Below are 21,592 nucleotides of genomic sequence, written 5' to 3' on the forward strand. Positions count from 1 at the left end.
AACTGGCGGAGGAGGAGGGATTCGAACCCTCGTGACCCGGAAAGGGCCAAACGGTTTTCGAGACCGCCGCATTCAACCACTCTGCCACCCCTCCGCATCGGGGTGAGACGGCGCGAGCTGGGCCCGCGCCGGAGGTAAGCATCTGGCGGAGAGTCAGGGATTTGAACCCTGGAGACGCTTTTGGCGCCTACACGATTTCCAATCGTGCTCCTTCGGCCACTCGGACAACTCTCCGTTACAGCACACGAAATTGTACCGTATCTCGCATGCTTTGCAAACAACGTTTTTCCCGCCCACGCGATGCGTGCGGGCCGCGGCGGACTTCCACAACTTGTCTACAAGGCGCACGCGCCAAGCCGCCGCGCAGCAGGTAAGATAGCATGGACCCCGTGCTTGATTCCCGAGAGGAGCGGCCCCGATGACAGATGCGATCGCATCCCTGGCCCCCGTCGCGGCCTCGACCGCAGCGACGGTCACCGCCACGGCGTCCTCGCAGCCCGCCTCCATCCCGCTGTGGATCGAGCTCTTCGTCGTCGTGGTCTCCGCCGGCACCGGCGTGCTCACCGCCCGCGAGAACAAGCTCGACTATGTGGGTGCCCTCTGGCTCGCCGTACTCCTCGGCCTCGGCGGCGGCCTCATCCGCGACGTCATCCTCCAGGTGGGCGACGTCTACATCCTGAAGCAGCCGCTCGCCCTGCCCGCGTGCCTCGTCTCCGCCACCGTGGTCTTCGTCTTCCCCGCCATCATCGAGAAGCCGGACAAGATCATCGCCGTGCTCGACATCTTCTCGGTGGGGCTGTACGCCGCCATCGGCGCCGACAAGGCGTATGTGTACGGGTTCGCCCCCACCGTGTGCATCATGATGGGCTTCTTCACCGCAGTGGGCGGCGGCATGCTGCGCGACATCTGCCTCGCGCGCACGCCGATCATCTTCCAGCGCGGCAACTTCTACGCGCTCGCGGCCATCTTCGGCGCGGCGACCTACATCTTCCTCGTCAGCAAGCTGGGCGTATGGAACATCCTCGCCCTCGTGATCTCGACCGGCGTGACCGTCTTCCTGCGCTGGCTCTCGATCGAGTTCAACATCCAGACGCCCACCGAGGTGGACATCTCGCGCATGGTGCGCCGCCGTCACCGTCGCGGCGCCGAGGGCGGCCCGTCGACGCCGCGCCAGGAGACGCCGGTCGTCGCCTCGGCCGAGGCGCTGGCGGACCGCCGCGAGCGCACGCTCGCCGACATCGAGGCGCGCCGCGAGCGCGAGCGCCGCGCGCAGGCCCTCGCCCGCCTCCGCAAGAACAAGCGCAAGCGCAAGCAGCGGCGCCTGGATATGTAGGTTGCCGTGTGGGCGCATCTCGAGGCGCTCGAATGCTGGCCGAATCGGTAGCGGCACGCGGACGCGCAACCGCCACCATGGCGTCCCGAAGCCCGAGGCGCCCGCCCCGCCGCTACGCCGTGCCGCTGGTGAGCGCGACCGCGCGCTCCATGCCCGCCTCGGTCGCGCGGTAGACGTTTCCCACCTGCGCGCCGGCATCGTTGAACTGGGGCGTCGAGACCACCAGGCCGTCGCGCCTCAGCCGGGTGAGCGCCCGGTCGATGGATCGCTGGTTCATCTCGAACCGCTCGGCGATCTCGCGCTTGCTGAGCAGGATGTCCTCCCCGCGCTCGGTCGCGCGGGCGATGAGGACGAGCGTGCGCTCGTCGGCGAACGCGTGCCGCCCGTTCACCGTCGTGGGGACCGCCCCGACCCGCGGGGCCACAGCTGGAGCCGTAGCGGAGGAGGCCGCTTGGGCGGCCCCCTCATGAGGTCTGGTTATCACTTGAGGCCCCGTGCGCGACGGGCGAGCACACCGATGGCGAGGGCGACCGCGCCCACCGCGGCGACGCCGCCGATGAGAAGCGGGGTGCTGTCGCCCGTGGCGGCGAGCACGTCATCATCGCCGTTGCCGTGGCTCAGGTCCTCGGAGGGCGTGCTGCCCGTGGAGCCATCGCCGGGATCGTCCGGGGTGTCGTCACCGGGGTCGGGCGTGGGCTCCGGCTCGGGTTCCGGCTCCGGTTCGGGCTCGGGCTCCGTATAGGAGTTCTCGAACGTGATGGTCGCCGGATCGCCGGAGGCGCCGTCTACCGTGGAGTAGACGTACTGCTCGGTGGCGAGCCCGTCGCTGACGGTCGTGGTCACCGTGACGGCACCCGTCTGCTGGTCCACCGCGGTCCCGATCACGATCGAGTAGGCCGTGTCGTCATAGGTGTAGCCCTCGACGCCCGTATCGGTCTCCGTGAGCGTGTAGCGGTACGTCGTGTCCGCATCGTCCGCGGTAAAGCGCTGCCAGGCGAGGTCGAACGGTACGGGGGCCGTGGCGACGCCGGAAACCATCGAGGCGTCCTCGTTCTGGACGGTGACGCTCAGGTCGGGGCTCGTGATGCCGGCCTTCGCTGCGGAGGCGGCGTCCGCAGCGGTGAGCACGAACTCGAAGCGGTTGTCCGCCGTGAGGTCCTTGCCCTCGAGCTGCTTCTCGACCGAGATGCCGCCCGCGACCGCGTAGTCGACGCCCACGCGCGGGTTCTCGACCGTGACCGTCACGCTGTTGGAGAAGACCACGGAGAGCTCCTGGTCGCCGAGGTCCTGCTTGAACGACTCCGTGTCGCCGTCGTGATCGAGGCACTGCCGGATCGACAGCGACGACCAGCCGCTCTCGACCGTGAGACTCGACGGGCTGCCGGTCCCCTCCGCCGGGATGTAGTCCTCGGCACCCGTCCCCGCGTTGTCATACTGCAGGTGCATGCTCTCGGCGGAAGGCGTCCACACAGTGTCCGCGGTCAGGAAATCCGTCGAGTCGTTGGTGAGCAACGTCGCCTCGACGTCATGCAGGGTCGCGTCGACCTTGTCGCCGGCGGCGAACTGGAGCATGCTGCGCACGACCCTGCCGATCCCGCGGCTCACGGACACGCCGTCGTCCTCGGTGCCGGCGTGCGCGAACACGCCCTGGTCGTTCACGGTCACGCGGATGGCGGTCTTGTTCGCCTCGTGACCCGCAGGCTCGCTCGTCTCGAGCAGCACGTAGTCACCGGTCATGAGCTCGTTGTTCCCCGAGGGGAAGACCGCATAGCCCGAGCCGATACCGGCCAGGTCGCCCGTCGTCACGGTATCGACCGGCTGCGTCGCGGGACGCTCGGCCGTGCCGTCGGCTTCGATGGTCACGTCGGCGGCCTTGTAGAGCGCGAACTCGACGTCGTTCATGGCGCTGCCGGCGTCGTCGACCTTGTGGACGATGAGGCGGTTCCAGATGTTGGACATGTAGATGCGCACGGAGAAGGTGCGGTCGAACTCCTCATGCCCCCGCTCTCCGTTGGAATAGAGACGGTGCGTGTTGTCCGCCGTCGCCCCGTCGATCGAGGTGGCGGTGGTGTAGTAGTACGAGATCGTGTACTCGGCCTGGGTCTCGTCTTCGCCGCTGTTCTTGATCTGGTAGAGGTACTTGTTCACGTCGCCGGGAATGTTCTCGATATCGCCCTCGATGGCGCCGCTCGACGTGACACTCAGCTGGTAGGGGTTCCGCCGCGCGGCGGCGAGCACCTCGTCCCAGGTGTGGCCGTCGGCGACCGTCCATCCCTCGATGGCGTCGCCCGAGACCGGCGACCAGGCGGTCTCGTCATCGAAGTCCTTGGTCATGTCGCGCTTCATCACGACCGCGAAGACCGTGCCGTTCATGCGGCCGTCCGTGGCGACTTCGATCGGGTCGCCCGTTTTGGCGTCGTAGACCGTGTCCGCCGGAAGCGTGGTGGTCACCTTCGCCTGGGCGTAGGCGCCCGTGCCCCATTCGTTGTCAACGAGCAGGTTGCCGCCCGAGAAGTACAGGTGCACCTCGTCCGCGGACCGGTAGCCATCGGGTGTGGTGGTCTCAACGAGCACGTAGTTCTTGCTCGCGTTCTTGAGCTGCTCGAGGGCGATGGGGAACCCGTTGGCATCGGTGAAGACCAGGCGGCCGTTGGCGTCGGTCGTGCCGGTATAGACGGCGTTGCCCTCTTTCTCGTAGTTCGCGTTCGCCCGATAGAGCTCGTAGGTCGCGCCCTCGACCGGTGTGCCGTCCTGGTCGACCTTGACGATCTCGCTCTCAGGGACGCTCACGAGGTTGTACTTGAGGTTCATGTTCGAGGCGTTGTTGCCGCGCTCGAGATAGTAGAAGTTGAGGGTGTGGTACGTGTTGTCCGCGAAGGTGTTGCCGCTCCACTGGACAGACGTCGTCCGGCCGGCCTCCTCGAAGCACTCCTTGATGGTCCGCATGTCCGAAGGCGTAACGTCGGTGGTGCCGTCGGCCGCGGTGACGTTGATGCTCCCGGTCTTGAAATCGATCTTCACGCTCACCGCGTCGTGGATGCCGCCCAGGTCGGCCACGAGCACACCGTCGATGAAGATCCAGACGTCATCGTCGCCGGAGAACTCGTAGGTGACGGCCTGGCCGTTGTTGGTGCCGCCGTCGCGCTGGACGAAGCGCGAGGTCATCGAGAGGCCGAAGTAGTGGTTGAGGTCCTGGCTGCCCGCGTTCGTCTGGCTGCCGTCGAGGTTTCCGCCGACCTCCGTGAACACATCCTCGGCGCTGTCGAAGGGGAAGAACTGGCCATAGGTCACGTTCGGCTCGCTGCCGTAGGTGACCGCGGGAGCGTCATACACCGTGAAGGAGTTGGTGCCCTCGTTGAACGAGGCAAAGTTGTCCTTGCTGTCGTAATAGTAGTAGCCGTCCGCATCGACCTGGAGCAGACCCTGCACGTCGGTGTAGGCTGCCTTGCCCTGCACGTTGTTCGCGCCGCTCGTGCGGTAGTCGTAGCTGTTGAACAGGTACGCGAGGGATTCGGAGCTGACCGGGGTCGTCACCTGCTGCCAGCCGCCCTCCATGTTCGCCTCACCGCTCATCGTCTGAGCGTTGAGGCTCGGGTAGCCGTTCACCAAGGTGTTCTCGAGCATGCCAGCGAGCGGCGCGCCATGATGGCTGCCACCGGGGTTTCCGGTGTTGCCCGTCCAGGAGTTGAGCAGGTTCCCAGACACACCCGAGTTGAAATGCAGCTGGTGCCCGGCGTTGATGCCCTGGTCGGTATCCCAGTTGAGGTTCTCGCCCTGCGTGCTCGAGTTCCAGTAGTCGAACAGGTTGATCGTGGTGCCACGCGGCGTGACCGTCGGAACGGTATGGTCGCTGAACGCGCGCCCCGACCCGTTCACGGCATAGGCGATCATCGGGATGCTGAACACCACGAACGCGACGGCGAGCAGCATCGACGCCCGCGCCGCCAGCCGTGCCCTCAAAGACTTCCCCCGCATGTGTACCCCCTACCACATTTATGCAATATTCATCCGATTACATGCATCTTTTTTTTAGGCTAGCGAAGAAAAAAAAAACGCAAGTGTTTTTCAAGCTGGTCATTAGTTTTTATATACATTTGCGCAAACCATCGGGCAGACGGTTGCAGTCATGTGCCTAACGGCATGCGCGCCGGCGTCGAGGGGTGGCCTCGAAAGGCGGGCTACCATGCGAGCGCGCACTGTCCCCATGGCGCATCTTATTCATCACGTTGTTCGCGGGCGTCACAATCCAAGGAAGGCCGCCTACCGCAGGCGGCCGGCACAGGTGCCCCCGCGCGCTGGGCTCCCTGGATCTGTCCATATCCCTGTATCTCGGCAGGCCCCGATTCATCGAGGTACACGAATATGGATGGAATCGGCGGATTTTGGGCCCAGAATGGCTATCCTCATGTATCTCGATGAGCGGCGACCGCGCGCGATGCATCGAGATGCAGAACTATGTACACTCCGGTCGAGCGGGGGCCTTCAAACGAGGAGGTCCCTCGGCACCTTTCTCAGATGCCGAGGGACCCGCTTTAATGCGATGCCCGGTGGCGCCGCCTCCACGTGGCCGTGGCGGACTGCGCCGTGGTAGCCGTTAGCCCCGGTGCCGCCTGCCGCGGCGCATGAGGGCGCCGGCACAGACCGCTATCGTGCCGACCAGGGCTACCCCGCCGGCAATCAGCCAGGTGCTATCGCCCGTGGACGAGAGCCTTCCGTCCGAGGTGCTCGCGACCTGCGAACCGCTGACCTGGGAGCCGTCGCCCGCGCTTTCGATATCACCGGAGCCGCCGACGTTTCCGTTGGGGCCACCCGAATCGGAATCGCCCGGCTCGGGCTCAGGATCGGGGTCCGGCTCAGGATCGGGGTCCGGCTCGGGATCAGTGCCGGGGTCCTCCATCTGTTCCCAGGTCATGAGGAACGGGCTGAAGCCAGACTCATCCACATGGAAGCTCACGAAACCGTTCTCCCCGTCAACCTGGAGGGATACCGTCTCCACCGTGCTCGCCTCGATGAGGTCGGAGACCTCGGCATCGTCCGCGTCGTAGTCGCGGTGAAGGCCGGCGAAGTGGTAGACCCGTACGCTCGAAGCGTCGGCGCCCTCAGGAATGCGCCAGTAGACATCGGTGCCGAGCGAGGAGCTCACCCAGGCGTTGGACTGGTTCTCATCGACCAGGTCGAGATATTGGAAGTCATAGGTGTCGGCAGAACCGATCTCCACACCCAGCTGCTCCTCGGCATGGGCAACGAGCTCGCCCTCACGCGGGCCGGGCAACAGGTCATCGGAGAGTAGGGTCACGCCGCTGACGTCCGCGAGCGCAACGTCGGCGTCGCCGTTGAAGTTGACCGTCGTGCCCGCAGGCAGGGATGCGACCACGCCGCCGGACGCCTCGGCGAGCGCCGCCCGGACGGACGCGGCATCGGTCGCCCCGAGCAGGTTGACGTTCAGGCTGCCGCGCTCGGCCTCGACGCTATCGGACACGCTGCGGATCACCAGATCGGCAGGCTCGAGCGCGTAGACATACTGCTCGCCGTCCACTGTGACGACGGCCTGCTCGCCCGAGCGCGACGTGCCGTCGAGCACGATTCGGGCCTCGTAGGTCCCGGGGTCGGTGTCGTCGAGAATCTCGGCACCGCCCTCGTCGAAGTAGGCGATGCGCGCCGTCTGATCGCTCAGCAGGGCGTTGAGCTCCTCGACCGTGTAGGCGTTGCCCTGGCCGTCAACCACGTACTGGTCGACGAAATGGCCGCCGGTGTCGCTCTCGCCGCCGACGTAGATCTCGGCGTTCGCCGGACGGAGCGTCAAACACGTGATATCGAAGGCGAAGGCGGCATCTTGACCGTCAGCCACGGCCCATGTACCCGTCGTCTCGTTGTAGGCGAGGGCGAAGGTGCGCTCGCCCACCTGGTCGGCGGGGTCGGCGAAGTAGTGCTCGCCATACTGGCCGGAGTAGCTGTCGAGGTACGCGCCGCCGTCGAGCGTCACCTGGACGGTCCAGGCGCCGGTCTGCTGGTCCTGGACGGGCTCGGCGACCGTGAGGCTGCCCGCGATGAGCGCGCTCTCCCCCGTCGCCGCGTACGTCACATCCGGGTGGGAGCCCTCGGCATCCTCGCTGTTGAGCTCGTTCACGCCATGGAGCGAGACCGAGATACCCGGCATCTGGGAGACCTGCTCGGCCGTGGGAGCCGTGGGCGTCACGGGACCGGGCTCAGGCGCCGGCGGGTTCCACTGGGCGGTGAGCGTCATGCTCTCCTCGATAGCGGTGAGGTCGGTCACCTCGCTGCCGTCGGGCGCGACCCAGCCCAGGAGCTCATGGCCGTCCCACGAGACCTTGGGCATGCCGCCCCACGAGCGCAGGGTATGACCCGGGGCCATGAGGACCTCGGTCGCGCCCTCCGTGAAGACGGCGCCCTCGTTCTCGTCGCCCTCGATGCCGTCGCCGTCGTCGAAGGTGACCCCGATCACCTCGACCTCCTTGACCTCGCTCGCGTTGTGGTTCCCGCCCGCCGGGGCGAAGACGTAGTAGGTCCCGGCATGGTCCACCTCGAACTCGTTGCCCTCGGCCTCGAGCGCATCGCTCAGGTCGTCGCTCTCGCTCCAGTAGTACATATCGGCATCGCCGTGCTGGAGGATGATGCGCACGGAGCCCGCGGCCTCACCGTCGGAGTAGAGGACGCTGGGCGTGGCGTACGTCGCCTTGGCGATGACGAGGCCGTCCTCGAAGAGCTGGGAGTACGCCTCGTAGGTGCCGTCCGCGCCGCGCGTCACGCGCACGTCGTAGGTGCCGGCGTTCACCGGCGCCTCGCCGGTCCAGGGGTCGGTCTCATCCGCATCTGCCGCGCGGTACTCGACCGTGAAGCTGTCGGCGGCGACGCCCTCGGGCTCCACGGTGAAGCCGAACGTCTTCGCCGAGCCATCGTAGGTGAAGCCCGTGTTGCCCTCGGCGGGCGTCACGGTGAGGGTGACGAGCTGGGTCCACTGCGCCGTGACCGTCATCTCGCCGTTGACGGTGGTCGCACCATCGAACTCGGTGCCGTCCGCGGTCTTCCAGCCAGCGAAGACGTAACCGTCGCGGGTCACGGTCGGCATGTTGTCAGCACCGACGGCCTCGCCGGACTCGAGGTACCACGTGGTGGGGGAGCCTTCGGAGAACGAACCCTCGCCCTCGTTGACCTTGAAGGTCACCTTGTTGATGGTCACGCTCGAGGCCTCGCTCGGGTCGTGGGTCTCGTCGCCCGCGGCACGGATGTAGAAGGTGCCGTCGCTCCTGACCGGGAGCTCGTTGGTGCCGGGCGGGAGAGTCTCGAAGGTATTGGGGGTCCAGTCGGTCTCGTAATCGGACCACTGGATGTCGCCGTAGAGCTGAGCCCCGTCAGCGCCAGTAACGGTCACCGTCGCGTGATCGGCGCCGGGCGTCACCGTGAGCACGGGAGCCGCCTGGGCGGACTTGCACATGACCTTGAACGCGATGGTCGCGGCATCAGGATTCGCGAGCGTCCAGCCGGCCTCGACGGCGGGTTCGGCAGACGGGTCGCCGTCGCGCCACACCAGCGTCACGGTCACGGACTCGTCACCCTCGAGCTCATGGGTGCCCGCCTCGAGCCCGAGCGCCTCGTCGAAGGCGGCCACGTAGGGCGCCGCATAGATGGTCACGTCGACCTTGTACACCTTTGCAGCACGCGTGACGCCGAGGAAGTTCGTGAATGCCTCGAGCGGGTTGGCGGCAGCCACCTCCTCGGAGTAGACCTCGCCGATGGTGTAGGAATCGTTCGCGCCTTCGGAGTTGTCGATGAGGGCCTCGAAGGTCTGGGGGCCGTGCTCGGCGGCCATCGCCTCGTTGGCGTCGGTCACCTGGACGTCGATGAGCCCGTTCACGATATCAACCTCGGGCGCCTCGGGTACCGCCTTGAGCACGACGTCCTTGGCGACGGTGATGCCCGTAGGCTTGCCGTCGAGGCAGAGCGTCGCGGTCACGATGACGCTTCCGGCCGCGACTTTGGTGAGTTCGCCGGTCTCGGCGTCGATGGTCGCGATGGTCTGGTCGCTCACCGAGTACTGCCAGGTGAGACGATCATCGTAGGCGGCGCTCTCGAAACCCTTGTCAGCCGCATAGGTCGCCGTCGAGGTCTCATCGTCGAGCATGTCGGCGCCCGCGAGCTCCGGCCGCACGGCGATGACCTCGACCGAGGCGGAGACGTCCTGGTTGGAGTCGGAGGTGGCCGTGATGTTGGCGCCACCGGCCTGCTTGATCGTGACCACGCCCTGGCCGTTGAGCTCCTCGACGGAAGCGGTCTGCGCGTCGTCCGAGCTCCAGGTGATGCCGTTGTCGAAGGCGTTCGCCGGCGTCGTGTAGCCCGTGAGGTGCAGCGTGTCGGCCCCCTCCTGGTTGAGGTCCACGAGGCGCGTGGCGTCGCCGTCGATGGTCACGCCCGTGACCGGGTTGTTCTGGATGGTGCGCACCGGGCCGTAGACGATGACGTCGCCGGAGCCGATGATGCCCGAGCCCGCGGGCGCGCCCTTGCCGCCGCTGCCGCCGTAGAGCCAGTACCTGCCGAAGACCGTGCTCGTGCCGTCGGGCAGGACCGCGGTCATGTAGCTGCCGTTGTCCGAGACGTCATCGGTCGAGAGGTGCGAGCCGCCGAGGGCCGCGATCTCCTCCACGGAGCTCGCGCTCACGGCCCCGTCGACACGGTAGATCCCGTCCTCGGAACCGTTCCAGCCGTTCGCGCGCACGTAACCAAGGCGCACGTTCTCGTAGTCGGTCGTGGAGGGCGAGCCCACGTAGGCGCTCACGTCGCCGATCCGCACGGCCCCATCGGTATCGGCGAGGATGTGCAGGCGGGCGCCATTCTCCAGCTTGATGGAGGCGTTGCCGTCGCGGCCGTTATAGGACTCGAACGTGCCGCCGGTGATGTAGGCGTCGCCACCCGAGACGGCGAGCGGGGTCCAGTTGCTCGACGCCGAGTCCTGGTGCTCGAACGTGCCGCCGTTCACGCGCAGCGTGCCCGAGATCCACATGCTCGAGATGGTTCCGCCGTTCACCGTGGCATCGCCGTGGGTGTCGATGACCACGCGGTTGCTGTTCTTGGCGTTATACGTGCCGTCGTTGATGACGAGCGTGGTGCCGCTCGCGGTGGAGAGCACCGCCGCCTCGGAGCCCCAGTAGGTACCCGAGCTGCCGAGAATCGCGGTGGCGCCCGCCCCCATGAGCTTCACGGCCACGCCCTCGTCGCTGCCGCCCGTACCGTACTCGGTGCGCAGGGACACGCTGTCCTGCGTGATGAGGGTGCCGCCGCCGTTGACCTCGACGGGGTTGAGCGCGTCGTAGAGGGAGCCCTGGCTGCGCGTGTTGTTCACGTAGACGGAGTCGGCGAGCACGAGGGTCGCGCCGTTCTGCACATGGAAGCGGCAGTAGCGGAGCTCGCCCGTGCCGCGGACCACCACGTCGCGGCTGATGTAGATCTCGCGGTCGCCGTCATCGAACAGGCCGCCCTCATCGAACTCGATCGTGCCCTGGGTGATGATGGTGCCCACGCCGGGGTCGTTGATCGCCGCGGTGAAATCGTCATGGTCCGAGACCGTCACCGTCCGCTTGCCGTCGACGTCCTGCAGCAGGGCGAGCATGCGCTCGGCCGCAACGAGACGGTCCAGGTTGGATACCTGGCTCTGGTCCTCGGCGGAAAGGCCGTCGTAGGCCTCCCGGGCGGCCTCGATGGAGGCGGCGTCGCCCAGTGCGACCTCCGACTGCTCGGGGAGCGCGGCGATCTGCTCCTCGACCAGCTTCCAAGCGGGCGTCTCCTCCTCCGCCTTGGAGATAGCGAAGCTGTCGACCAGATCCGAAGTGTCGCCGTTCACGGAATAGGCACGGTAGTAGAGGTGGTCGCCGTCGATGGTGAAGCCGGTGTAGACGGGGACGCTCAGGTCGAGCGCCACCTGGCTGGGGATGCCACCCGTGGTGTCCTGCGCGTAGTTCTTGACGCCGCAGGTGCCAGCGATGATGAACACGCAGCCGTTGGGGTTGACGGCGGTCTCGTAGTTGGTGCCCTGGTAGGTCTGGGTCTCGGTCGTGACGGTCTGGGCCTCGCCGCGCACGAGGTAGGGCGTGCGGTTGTAGACATGGTCGTGCCCGGAGAGCACCACGTCCACGTCGCAGGCGGCGGCGAGCGCATCCATCTGGGCACGGATCGCCACCACGTCCCCATCGGCCTGATGGGGCCCGTTGGAATAGGGGCTCTTGTGAAGCAGCACGATCTTCCACTCGCTATCGGCGGCGGAGAGCGTCTGGTAGGCCCAGTCGTACTGCTCCTGCGAGATGCCACCGTCCGCACCGAGGTCATTGGTGTTGAGCACGGCGAACGTGGCGTTTTGGTACTCGAAGGAGTAGTACACGCCCGTGGAGAGGTCCTGACCCTCCGGCACGTTCGCAAGGTTGAAGTGCGAGATGATGGGGTTCGCGTCCGTGATGCCCTCGACGTCGCTTCTCGCCTCATGGTTGCCGGCGGCCGGCGCCATGGCCATGCCCTGGGCCACGTTCGCATCGTCATCGAGCGCCCAGGTCCAGTAGTCCTCGTTGGCGCCATCGTCCACGAAGTCGCCCCCGTGGATCGTGAAGGCGGCATCGGGGAAGGTCCCGCGCGCGGCGGAGAGGGTGTTCAGGTAGACATCGTAGTCCGATTCGACCATGCCCTGGGAGTCGTTGACGTCGATGAACGTGAAGGCGTCCGCGTCATCCGCCTCGCCGCCCGTGGTGAAGGCGATGGCATCGCTCCAGTAGCCGTGCTCGGCATCGCCCACGCGGTAGAAATAGTCGGCGTTCTCGGCAAGGCCGGTCACCGTGGCGGAGTGCTTCATCGCCTGCTGGGTGCCATACGTGGTCACGAGCCCAAGGTTGAGCTGGGTTCTGGGCTTTGTGACCTCCTCGGAGCTCGCATCGACCTCGGCGACGATGTCCTCGAAGGCGGCATCCGTGGCCACCTGCACGGTGCCCTGAGCCACGTTGGTGCCGGTGTACCAGCGGATGTTGCGCGAAGTCGTTGGGTCTGCGCCCAGCGTCATCGTGACCTGCGTGGGCAGAAGGCCGTTCTCCACCGAGGGCGCGGGCGCCTCGGTGGCCCCGTCGAAGGTGATGGTGCGGCCCTCGCCGCCGATCGTGTCGTCGGCGCCGTTGGTGTCGTAGAGCATGGAATCGCAGATGTCCCCCACGAGGTTGCCCATGCCCGTGAGGAAGCTCGGGCTCATGTACTCGTTGATGAGCCCGTCGATAAGCCCGCGGATGGCGGTCTCGTCGAATCCGAACGTCTCGAGCGTCGCCTTGAGGTTCCCGTCATCGGTCACGCTGTCGATCGCGGTCTTCCACAGGCCGCTGAACGCGATGCCCGTGTCGATGGACGTGTTCGCCAGGACATCGTCCAGGATCGGCATGACGTCGTCGACGAGCAGGACGATGAGGTCGCTCACGATGTCGCCCTGGCGGATGGTCGCCACGGCATCGGCCGCCCATGCGGGCGGGTTCTCGGACCCCGCGTAATGGCCGGTGAGAATGACGAGGACGAGGTCGTAGATCGTGCGCTGCTCGCCGTCGAGCGAGGAGAGCCCGTAGTTCGACACCCGCGTGACGATCTGGTCGACCTGCCCAAGCAGCCAATCGGGGTCGTCGATGTAGCGCGCCTCGATCTTGTCGAGCACGTCGTAGACGATCCGCAGCAGCTGCGCGTCGGTGATGGTCATGTCTCCGATGAGGCCCGCGGTACCAGAGGGCGACAGCTGGACGCCGCCGTTGCGGTACTCCACGTGCACGCGGCCGATACCCGTGCCGAGCTCGATATCCATGCCGCCTGCGAGCGCACCGCGCACGAGGTCGAGGATCGTCGCGTCGAGGTCGATGTCGGGTAGGATCTCGGTGATCCACTGCCGCAGACCCGTCTGCCCGATCTCCTGCAGCATGGGGCGGAGCATGCCGTTGGCCATGTTGTTGAAGAGCGTCTCGGGATAGAGTCGCTCCTGGGTGTAGGCGAGGAAATCGTCGATGTGTGTGGTCTGGCCCGTATGGTCGGTGAAGTCGATCGAGGTCACGCCGCGCGAGCTCACGGTGAACGTCTCGTGCGTCCGCTGGGTGCCGTCATCGAGCGGCTCGCCCTTGGCGACGGTCACCGTGCGCATGGGGCTCTTCCAAGAGGAAAGCGAGCCCGTCTCCAGGTCGGTGATGCGGTTCCCGCTCACCGTGGTGTACTCCGCGATGTCGTTCGCGTGCATATGGCCGGTGAAGATGTAGCGCATGCCGGCGTCGGCCAGCTCGGTCGCCACGTTCTGCCAGTCCTCCACGACGTACTCGGAGAGAATGTCCTCCTCGCCCTCAAAGTGCGGCACGAGACCGTGGTGCATGAGCCCGATCACGGTGTCGCCCTCGCCGTCCGCCTCGCGCACGCGCTCGGTCACCCAGGGAAGCAGGTCCTCATCAACGCGGCCCGCGGTGATGTGCTCGTTGGTGTCGTAACCAGTGCCGGCGTCAGGGCTGTACATACCGGAATCGATGGCGACGATCGTGAACCGGCCGAGGTCGACGGCATATGAGAGCTCGCCGGCCTGCTCACCGGAGACGGGGTTCGCGAAGTACCGCGCATCGAAATCGCCGTTGTAGCCGAAGTTCGCGTAGATTTCCTTGAACTCGTCGGGCGTGGTGGTCTGCGCGCTCTCCTTGTATCCGTTCTCGAACGTGCATGCGTCCTCGTAGTTATATATGTCGTGGTTGCCGTTGATGACGAAGACCTCGGTCTCGGTCTCGTCCTCGAGCTCCTGGAACTTGGCCGCCAGGTCGCGGTGCCCCTGGATCTCGCCGTCCTTGGTGAGGTCTCCCGAGACGATAAGGATATCCGGGTCGTCCTCGCGCACCATCTCGAGCGCCGCGTCGGCGATGGAGCCGGACTCCTCGAGCATCTTGGGGTCGCCGCCGACGTAGGTAGTGTAGTCGGCGCAGTCGCTCACGAAGTTCACGGGGTAATAGTGCATATCGGAGAGGACGGCGATGCGCAGCTCGCCGTCATCGGTGGAAATCCGCGCGGCATCTGCGCCGTCGCCCGAGGAGAACCCGCCGTACGCGACCCCCTCGTTCTCGGCATACGCCACCACGCTTGCAAGCGGCGAGAGCATCGCCTGGGCCACCAGGACGAAGCTCACCGCCAGTGCCACGAGCCGACGTCTCACGCCGCTTGCGGCATCTCCCCTTGGGCGGCGGTCCTTCATGCCGGCATCGTTCATACCTGTACCTCGACTTCCCCGATCATCCGCGCATCGCGGTTTGCGCACAGCTATCGCACGGAACCTCTACAGTCCACGACAAGCATAGGAACGGTTTGTCAGCTGCCCTGCAGGGCGCGGTAAAGGAGTTTCAGGATTTGGTAAGGCAGCAGGTAGAAGGGTTGTCTGCCGATGTGCCCACGGGGAACGGCCCGTTCAGGGGCCATGACCGGAGCGGTCCACAAAGCCCCCGGGGAGCGTCCATATCCGTGTATCTCGATGAATCGGGATCTATCGAGATACACGGATATGGACGGAAAGACCGCGCCGGCCGTACAGAAAGCTCAAGCCGGCCGGGCAGAACGCCCGTGCCGGCTTGAAGGAGCTCCGGCGCTGGACCGGAACGGACGCCCGCGCTGGGTCGGACGCGCTACTTGTTCACCTGGCCGGCGCGGACGGCGGCCTTCTTGCGGGCCGTGGCGTCGAGGATGCGCTTGCGCAGGCGGATGTTCTTGGGCGTGATCTCCACGAGCTCGTCGTCGGCGATGTACTCGAGCGCCTCCTCGAGCGAGAACGTGCGCGGCGGCGTGAGCTGCACGGCGATGTCGGCGGTGGAGCTGCGCTGGTTGCCCAGGTTCTTGGTGCGCGCGATGTTGACCACCATGTCGCCGGGCTTGCTGCGCTCGCCCACGAGCATGCCCTCGTAGCACTCGGTGCCGGGCTCGACGAAGAGCGTGCCGCGCTCCTGGAGCGTGCCGAGCGCGTAGGCCACGGCCTTCTCAGTGGTCATGGAGATCATGGCGCCGTTGTTGCGCTGCCCCAGCTCGCCGGCGTAGGGGCCGTACTCAAGGAACGTGTGGTAGAACACGCCCTCGCCGTGGGTGACGTTCAGGATGCGGTTCTTGAGGCCCATGATGCCGCGCGTGGGGATCTTGAACTCGAGGTGCGTCACGGTCTTGCCCGCCTGCATGCTCACCATGGTGCCGCCGGCGTTGCCAAAGACCTCGATGACCTTGCCCGAGTACTCGTCGGGGCACTCGACCACGGCCTGCTCGACCGGCTCCATGCGGTTGCCAGCCTCGTCCTTCTTGAAGAGCACGCGTGGGCGGCCCACCTGGAACTCGTAGCCCTCGCGGCGCATGGTCTCCATGAGGACGGACAGGTGCAGGATGCCGCGGCCGGACACCTCGACACCGCTCTTGTCCTCGAGTTCCTCGATGCGCATGGTCACGTTGTTCTCGGCCTCCTGGGCGAGGCGCTCCTTGAGCTGGCGCGCACCCACGATGTCGCCGTCGCGGCCCACGAGCGGCGAGGTCGACGCCTCGAACACGACGGAGAGCGTCGGCGGGTCGATCTCGATCGGATCGAGGTGCACCGGGTTCTCGGGGTCGGTGTAGACATCGCCGATGTCGGTGTGGTCGATGCCCACCACGGCGGCAATGTCGCCAGCATGGACTTCCTGGCATTCGGAACGACCCAGGTAGTCGAAGGTGTAGAGCTGCTTCACCGTGGCGGTGGAGCTGGTGCCGTCGTTCTTCACCACGAGGATGGTATCGCCGTCGTGCAGCGTGCCGGAGTAGATGCGGCCGATGCCGATGCGGCCCACATAGGTGGAGTGGTCGATGGTCACGCACTGCATGGCGAGCGGCGCGGTCTCGTCGACCTCGGGAGCCGGCATCTCGCGGATGATCATGTCGAGCAGCGGGTACATGTCGTCGCCGTCGGCCAGCGGGTCGAGGCGCGCGTAGCCGTTCACCGCGCTCGCGTAGACCACGTGCTCCATGGCGAACTCGAGCTGCTCGTCGGTGGCGCCGAGGTCGGCCATGAGGTCGAGGCAGTCGTTGTAGGCGCGCTCCGGGTCGGCACCGGGGCGGTCGATCTTGTTGATGACGATCATGATCGAGAGCCCGGTCTTGATGGCGTGGCTGAGCACGAAGCGCGTCTGCGGCATGGGGCCCTCGAAGGCGTCGACGAGCAGAAGGGCGCCGTCGGCCATCTTGAGTACGCGCTCCACCTCGCCGCCGAAGTCGGCGTGGCCCGGGGTGTCGATGATGTTGATCTTGATGCCCTTGTACTCGATGGAGCAGTTCTTGGCGAGGATCGTGATGCCGCGCTCGCGCTCCTGGTCGTTGGAGTCGAGCACGCGGTCCTGGACCTGCTGGTTGGCACGGAAGGCGTCCGTCGCGCGCAGCAGCTTGTCCACGAGCGTGGTCTTGCCGTGGTCGACGTGGGCGATGATAGCGATGTTCCTCAGATTCTCGACGCGCATGAAGGCTCCTATATTAGTAAGGGTGGTATTACCAGATTGATTCGGTGAACCAGCAGATTATAGCGCTTAGCGGCACGTTGTCACCTCGCCCGTGCCCGACATGGCCCCCGATGACGGAATCTTTACGAATCCACGTGCAGAGGACGTGCATAGGTGCTTTCGCATGCAGCTTTTCGGCTCATTATGCTGCGAGCGATGCCGCCGTGCGCCCTCGCAGCAAATATGCATCTTGTGCACCGCTGTCGTATGTTTAAGGAATTTCTTATTGGCTAATCGTAAATTAATTTCACTTTATAAAATATAATCGTATTATTTTCGATTTATTTTATATAGTTATGCATATTCTCTACGATAACGTTGAGCGGTCTCCCACCTAGATGAGCGGCTCCTCCGCACCGGCTGGCGCTGGATCTGCCCACGCGAAGCCATCGCCCTCGCCGGCGCCCTCGAAGAGAACGTAGGCCGAGTACCCCGTCGGCACCTCCTCCTCATCGGCAAGGCCGCGCTCGTAGAAGCTCACGAGTACCGCATCCGCGAACCCGTCCTCCAGCTGCACGCCGCCCACATAGCCGATGGCGTACCGCGCGATGGGACCCAGCTTCTCCTTCGCCATGCCAGAAGCGTTCTGCGCGATGCGCGTCCGTGCCGCCTCGAGGCAGGCCTCCTCGCCATCATCGGTGAACGAAGCTTCGACGCGCGTGCCCTCGGCATCCTCGACGCACGTGATGACACCGGGATCGCCACCGTCGGCAAGCTCGTCGAGCATGTAGCCGATCAGGTCGCAAACCATCTCGTCGAGTTCCGGTGAGACCTGGCTCGGTTGCTGTGGCTTCTTGGGCATGGGCATTCCTCTCGTTTGCTGCGCTCTATGGTAGCGCATGCACCGCGAAACCGCGGCTGCACGGGTAGCACGACCGCGACGCTCGGCAAAATGTCCATTCTGCCGCACCTCGATGATGCAGAGACGGTCCCTCCCGGCAGTCGGGCACGCTCAGGAGGGCTCCGACGATGAAAATGGCTATTATTCGGGAGCTCGATGAACGGAACCGCGCCTTCGGCAATCGAGATGCCCCAGATTGGCCAGAATCGATCCGATACAGCCCCAAAACGGCTATCTGACAGCATCTCGATTATTTCGAAGAAATCGAGATGCTGCTATGGGGACATTTCAACCTGAGCGGTGCACGACGCGCCGATGATCGCCGCATACGGGGCACCAGCGGGAAGCGGACCGGATGCCGGGCTTCGTGCAGCTACAGCCGGGAGGCCTCCTCGGCCACCCTCCGTGCGGCATCGCGCTGGCGCAGCAGGTCGGCGGAGCGCTTGCGCAAGGTCGCGATCTGACTGGACAGGCTCACGACGTCCACGATACCCCATACCGTAAGCATCGAGGCCACCGAGAAGACGAGCATGCCGAGCGTGCCGCGCATGCGGGAGGTCACGAGCATCGCGAGCGCGGCGACCGCCGCCAAGCCGCCCATGCTGCGCCGCCGCTCGCACATGGTGCGCAGCTGCGCCGCCACCGTGAGCCGCGCGGTCTCGGCAGCGTGCGCCCTAGCCTCTGCCTCGAATCGAATCTGAGCCGGCGAGTCGCTCCCAGCGCCCGCGCCCGAAGCACCGCCCCGCGCTCGCCCTCCGGAACTTCGGCCCGTGCCGGCCGCTCCCGAGCGGCGTGCGCTCCCCGCACTCTTGAGCAGCACGTCGCGCGCTTCGTTGATGCGCTTCATCTGTTGCTCGGCACGCGAGCGCAAACGCTTGTTCTCGCTGAATTTGTCGGGATGGAGCATCTGGGCGAGCTCGCGGTGCGCGATCTGGATCTCCTCGCGCGTCGCGCCCTCGTCCAACCCGAGCGTCGTCAGCGCCTCATCGCGCGTCATCGCCACGTCTCGACCTTACATGCTGCCGAGCTCGCCGACCACATGGCCGATGCGCTCCTCGGGTTCCACCACGGGTACGCCTTCGTAACGGAAGAAGCGCGCCGGATCGTGCATGAGGTCCTCGAGCGGCACGAGCACGAAGTCGCGCTCGCCCAGCTTGGGATGCGGCAGCTGCAGCTTGTTGCCCCCGTGCGTCTCGCCATCCATCCAGAGCAGATCGCAATCGATCACGCGCGGGCCGTTGGGCCTGGCGCTCTTGGTGCGATTGCGGCCCATGCGGTTCTCCACATCGAGCAGCTCGTCGATAAGCACGAGCGGCGCCAGCTCGGTCTTGATCTCGATCACGGCGTTGGCAAACGGCGACTGGCGCGTCTCGTAGGCAGGTTCGGTCTCGTAGATGCGCGAGCAGTTGGACACGCAGGTAAGCGGAATCTCGGCGATGAGGTCGCGTGCGCGCCGGATGTTATCGAGTCGCTGGCCCATGTTGGAGCCAAGCGCCACGAACGCGCGACGCGGCTGCGGGCGGGCGACCGCCCAAAAACCATTCAGGAACTGCGCGAAACCAGCTACGTCGTGCACGCGCACGATGTTCGCACCGTTCTCGATGGCGCCCAGGCACACGCCGAACGTGGCGGCGTCGCGGTCAGCCGCGTCGACGACGCCGGAGACGGTGCCCACGAAGCGCTTACGCGACACCGCGCACATGAGCGGATAGCCGAGCGACGCCATCTTGGCGGTCTCGCGCTGGATGATCACGTCCTCGTTGGCGGACTTGCCAAATCCCGCGCCCGGATCGATGCAGATACGCTCGCGCTCCACGCCCGCATGCATGAGAGCTCGCGCCTGATCGGAGAGGAAGCCCATCACGCGGCGCATGATGGGGGCAGAATCCGGAAGGGTGAAGCGGCGGAGCTGGGATGTGCTCACATAGGCCTCGGCACGACGCGCCGAGCGACGCATGACGGCGGCAAGCTGGTCGGTCTGCTCGATGACGCGCGCCTCCTCGTGCGAAGCGACCTCGCGGGCGTCCTCCTCGGCATGAGCCGCTTGCGCTGCAGCCTCGGCCTCGGCATCTGCTGCTGCCGAACCGTTGGGCAAGTCGCCGAACGGCAGCGGCGGCTGCACCGCGATGCCCAGCTTGCCGCCGAGCACCTTGCCGTGGCCGCGCTTAGCGCCCTTGCCCGCCGCGGCCTCTTCCTCGGCCTCGCGGGCACGCTCGGCCACGAATGCCGCTGCCGAGGTGTCGAGCTGCACGGCCGTGCGCGTGCGAGCCGGCGGATCAGAGACCTCGCCCGCATGCACGATGATCACGCCGCAGTTGCTGTTCTTGACGAACTCGACCATCTTGGGATCGGTGAAGCCGGTGACGTCGTTCACGATGGAGGCGCCCACGCGCACCGCGGCCTTGGCGACCTCGACGTGGCGCGTGTCGATGGAGACGATCGCTCCCTTGGAGGCGAGCGCACGGATCACGGGCAGGACGCGTTTGGCCTCCTCGTCGGCATTGACCGGCGTGAACCCCGGGCGCGTGGACTCACCGCCCACGTCGATGATGTCGGCGCCCGCATCGAGCATCGCTAAGCCATGATCGATGGCTGCCTGCGCGTCGAAGTGCTCCCCGCCATCGCTGAACGAATCGGGTGTGACGTTGAGCACGCCCATGATGCGAGGACGGTCGAACGTGAGGGTATGCTTTCCGCAGCGCCAAATCTTGGTGTCACGAGCCATGATGATCCTTTCGCCTCGTCGCCGGCTGAGCGCACTGCCGGAGACGATCGATAAAGAGCCGGTACAGAGCTTTCACTATTGTATCCGCCCGGCCCCGTGCGATACGTCACCCGCGCAAGGTTCCAGGAAATGCCGATGGGCCGGACGGGCGCCCGGGACTGAACGTAGAGCCGAGCGATAAGGGCTAGAAGTCGAACGCCTGCGCGATGTCGCAGGAGATCAGCAGGTCCGCGTAGCGGTCCTGCGGCGTGGGATCACGGTTCACGATCGCGAGCACGTCGCCCGTGAAGTAGCGTATGAGTCCCGCAGCCGGATAGACCACGAGCGAGGTGCCGCCTATCACGAGCGCGTCCGCCTGGGCGATGGCGCGCACGGCGCCCTCCACCGTCGCATCGTCGAGCGATTCGCCGTAGAGCACCACGTCGGGCTTGACGGAGCCGCCGCACGCCGGACAAACGGGCACGCCCTGCTCGTCCTCGTGCTCGCGAGCGCATATCCACGCGGCATCGTAGACCGCTCCGCAGCGCTGGCAGATGTTGCGGTGCACCGAACCATGGAGCTCGTACACGCTCTGGCTGCCTGCAGCCTGATGGAGCCCGTCGATATTTTGCGTCACGACCGCCGAAAGCGTACCTGCCGCCTCGAGTTCTGCGAGCTTCGTATGGCAGCGGTTGGGCACGGCATCGAGTGCGATCATCCGCTCGCGGTAGAACTCGAAAAACTCCGGCGCATGCTCGACATAGAAGCCGTGGCTGAGCATCTCCTCGGGCGGATAGGCGAAATGCTGATGGTAGAGGCCGTCGACGCTGCGGAAGTCGGGGATGCCGCTCGCGGTCGACACGCCCGCCCCGCCGAAGAACACCACTCGCTGGTGGGTGCCGAAGAGCTGCCGGAGTGCATCTTGAGCCGCCTTGACCTCGGTAATCGCTGTTTCCATGCGCGTCTCCCCTGCCCGTTGCCCTGAAATCCTTTACCCCCTGAGGCGCATCGCGCCGCATGCTCGCCCTCCGCAGAATCCACGAAGCCATGCCGCATGCTCCCCATCCCCGGCGCGCTCAGGTAGGATAGACCCGAAGGCACACCGGCGCTCAACGCGGACCCAACGGTACGCGCCCCGAGCAAACCGGCCGCTGTGCGCCAGCGCAAGCCGAGCG

Annotated in this window: 9 protein-coding genes and 2 tRNA genes; 1 reads left to right on the forward strand and 10 read right to left on the reverse strand. The window is 66.0% G+C overall.

Annotation, left to right across the window (positions count from 1 at the left end; all coding sequences use genetic code 11):
* Window positions 1-3: 3 nt before the first annotated feature.
* Window positions 4-94, reverse strand: a tRNA-Ser gene (locus C1717_RS09495).
* A 49-nt stretch (window positions 95-143) separates the two neighbouring features.
* Window positions 144-234: transfer RNA gene (locus C1717_RS09500), tRNA-Ser, on the reverse strand.
* A gap of 184 nt (window positions 235-418) precedes the next feature.
* Between C1717_RS09500 and C1717_RS09505 the strand changes: the two genes are divergently transcribed.
* A complete protein-coding gene (locus C1717_RS09505) occupies window positions 419-1,333 on the forward strand; it encodes a trimeric intracellular cation channel family protein (RefSeq protein ID WP_102372927.1) in 915 nt (304 codons plus the stop codon).
* Between the two features lie 112 nt (window positions 1,334-1,445).
* Here C1717_RS09505 and C1717_RS09510 read toward each other — a convergent pair whose 3' ends face one another.
* From C1717_RS09510 to C1717_RS09545, 8 genes are all read right to left on the reverse strand, one after another.
* Window positions 1,446-1,817 (reverse strand): helix-turn-helix domain-containing protein, encoded by a 372-nt coding sequence (locus C1717_RS09510; protein ID WP_245859619.1) that lies wholly within the window; start codon window positions 1,815-1,817, stop codon window positions 1,446-1,448.
* Window positions 1,814-5,308 (reverse strand): SpaA isopeptide-forming pilin-related protein, encoded by a 3,495-nt coding sequence (locus tag C1717_RS09515; RefSeq protein WP_102372929.1) that lies wholly within the window; start codon window positions 5,306-5,308, stop codon window positions 1,814-1,816. The genes C1717_RS09510 and C1717_RS09515 overlap by 4 nt, the downstream gene beginning before the upstream one ends.
* Window positions 5,309-5,927: 619 nt before the next feature.
* Window positions 5,928-14,585 (reverse strand): metallophosphoesterase, encoded by an 8,658-nt coding sequence (locus C1717_RS09520; RefSeq protein WP_102372930.1) that lies wholly within the window; start codon window positions 14,583-14,585, stop codon window positions 5,928-5,930.
* 409 nt (window positions 14,586-14,994) lie between these two features.
* A complete protein-coding gene (gene typA, locus C1717_RS09525; protein WP_102372931.1) occupies window positions 14,995-16,833 on the reverse strand; it encodes a translational GTPase TypA in 1,839 nt (612 codons plus the stop codon).
* A gap of 373 nt (window positions 16,834-17,206) precedes the next feature.
* The gene (locus C1717_RS09530; protein ID WP_245859621.1) at window positions 17,207-17,674 is read right to left on the reverse strand and encodes a hypothetical protein; all 468 of its coding nucleotides are present in this window, start codon (window positions 17,672-17,674) and stop codon (window positions 17,207-17,209) included.
* 412 nt (window positions 17,675-18,086) lie between these two features.
* A complete protein-coding gene (locus C1717_RS09535; RefSeq protein WP_102372933.1) occupies window positions 18,087-18,710 on the reverse strand; it encodes a J domain-containing protein in 624 nt (207 codons plus the stop codon).
* Window positions 18,711-18,725: 15 nt separating this feature from the next.
* Complete coding sequence (gene folP, locus C1717_RS09540; RefSeq protein WP_102372934.1) at window positions 18,726-20,438, reverse strand: dihydropteroate synthase; 1,713 nt, start codon at window positions 20,436-20,438, stop codon at window positions 18,726-18,728.
* Between the two features lie 184 nt (window positions 20,439-20,622).
* Entirely contained in the window at window positions 20,623-21,375 is a 753-nt protein-coding gene (locus C1717_RS09545; protein ID WP_102372935.1) for an NAD-dependent protein deacylase, read from the reverse strand.
* Window positions 21,376-21,592: the final 217 nt, after the last annotated feature.

It is taken from the genome of Enorma phocaeensis (genome assembly GCF_900186505.1).
Taxonomy (GTDB): domain Bacteria; phylum Actinomycetota; class Coriobacteriia; order Coriobacteriales; family Coriobacteriaceae; genus Enorma; species Enorma phocaeensis.

What these genes read in the sequence shown, in the direction of transcription:
- C1717_RS09505 (WP_102372927.1), top strand. Translation starts at nt 419, where the DNA reads ATGACAGATGCGATCGCATCCCTGGCCCCCGTCGCGGCCTCGACCGCA.
- C1717_RS09515 (WP_102372929.1), bottom strand. Translation starts at nt 5,308, where the DNA reads ATGCGGGGGAAGTCTTTGAGGGCACGGCTGGCGGCGCGGGCGTCGATG.
- C1717_RS09520 (WP_102372930.1), bottom strand. Translation starts at nt 14,585, where the DNA reads ATGAACGATGCCGGCATGAAGGACCGCCGCCCAAGGGGAGATGCCGCA.
- typA (WP_102372931.1), bottom strand. Translation starts at nt 16,833, where the DNA reads ATGCGCGTCGAGAATCTGAGGAACATCGCTATCATCGCCCACGTCGAC.
- C1717_RS09530 (WP_245859621.1), bottom strand. Translation starts at nt 17,674, where the DNA reads ATGCCCAAGAAGCCACAGCAACCGAGCCAGGTCTCACCGGAACTCGAC.
- C1717_RS09535 (WP_102372933.1), bottom strand. Translation starts at nt 18,710, where the DNA reads ATGACGCGCGATGAGGCGCTGACGACGCTCGGGTTGGACGAGGGCGCG.
- folP (WP_102372934.1), bottom strand. Translation starts at nt 20,438, where the DNA reads ATGGCTCGTGACACCAAGATTTGGCGCTGCGGAAAGCATACCCTCACG.
- C1717_RS09545 (WP_102372935.1), bottom strand. Translation starts at nt 21,375, where the DNA reads ATGGAAACAGCGATTACCGAGGTCAAGGCGGCTCAAGATGCACTCCGG.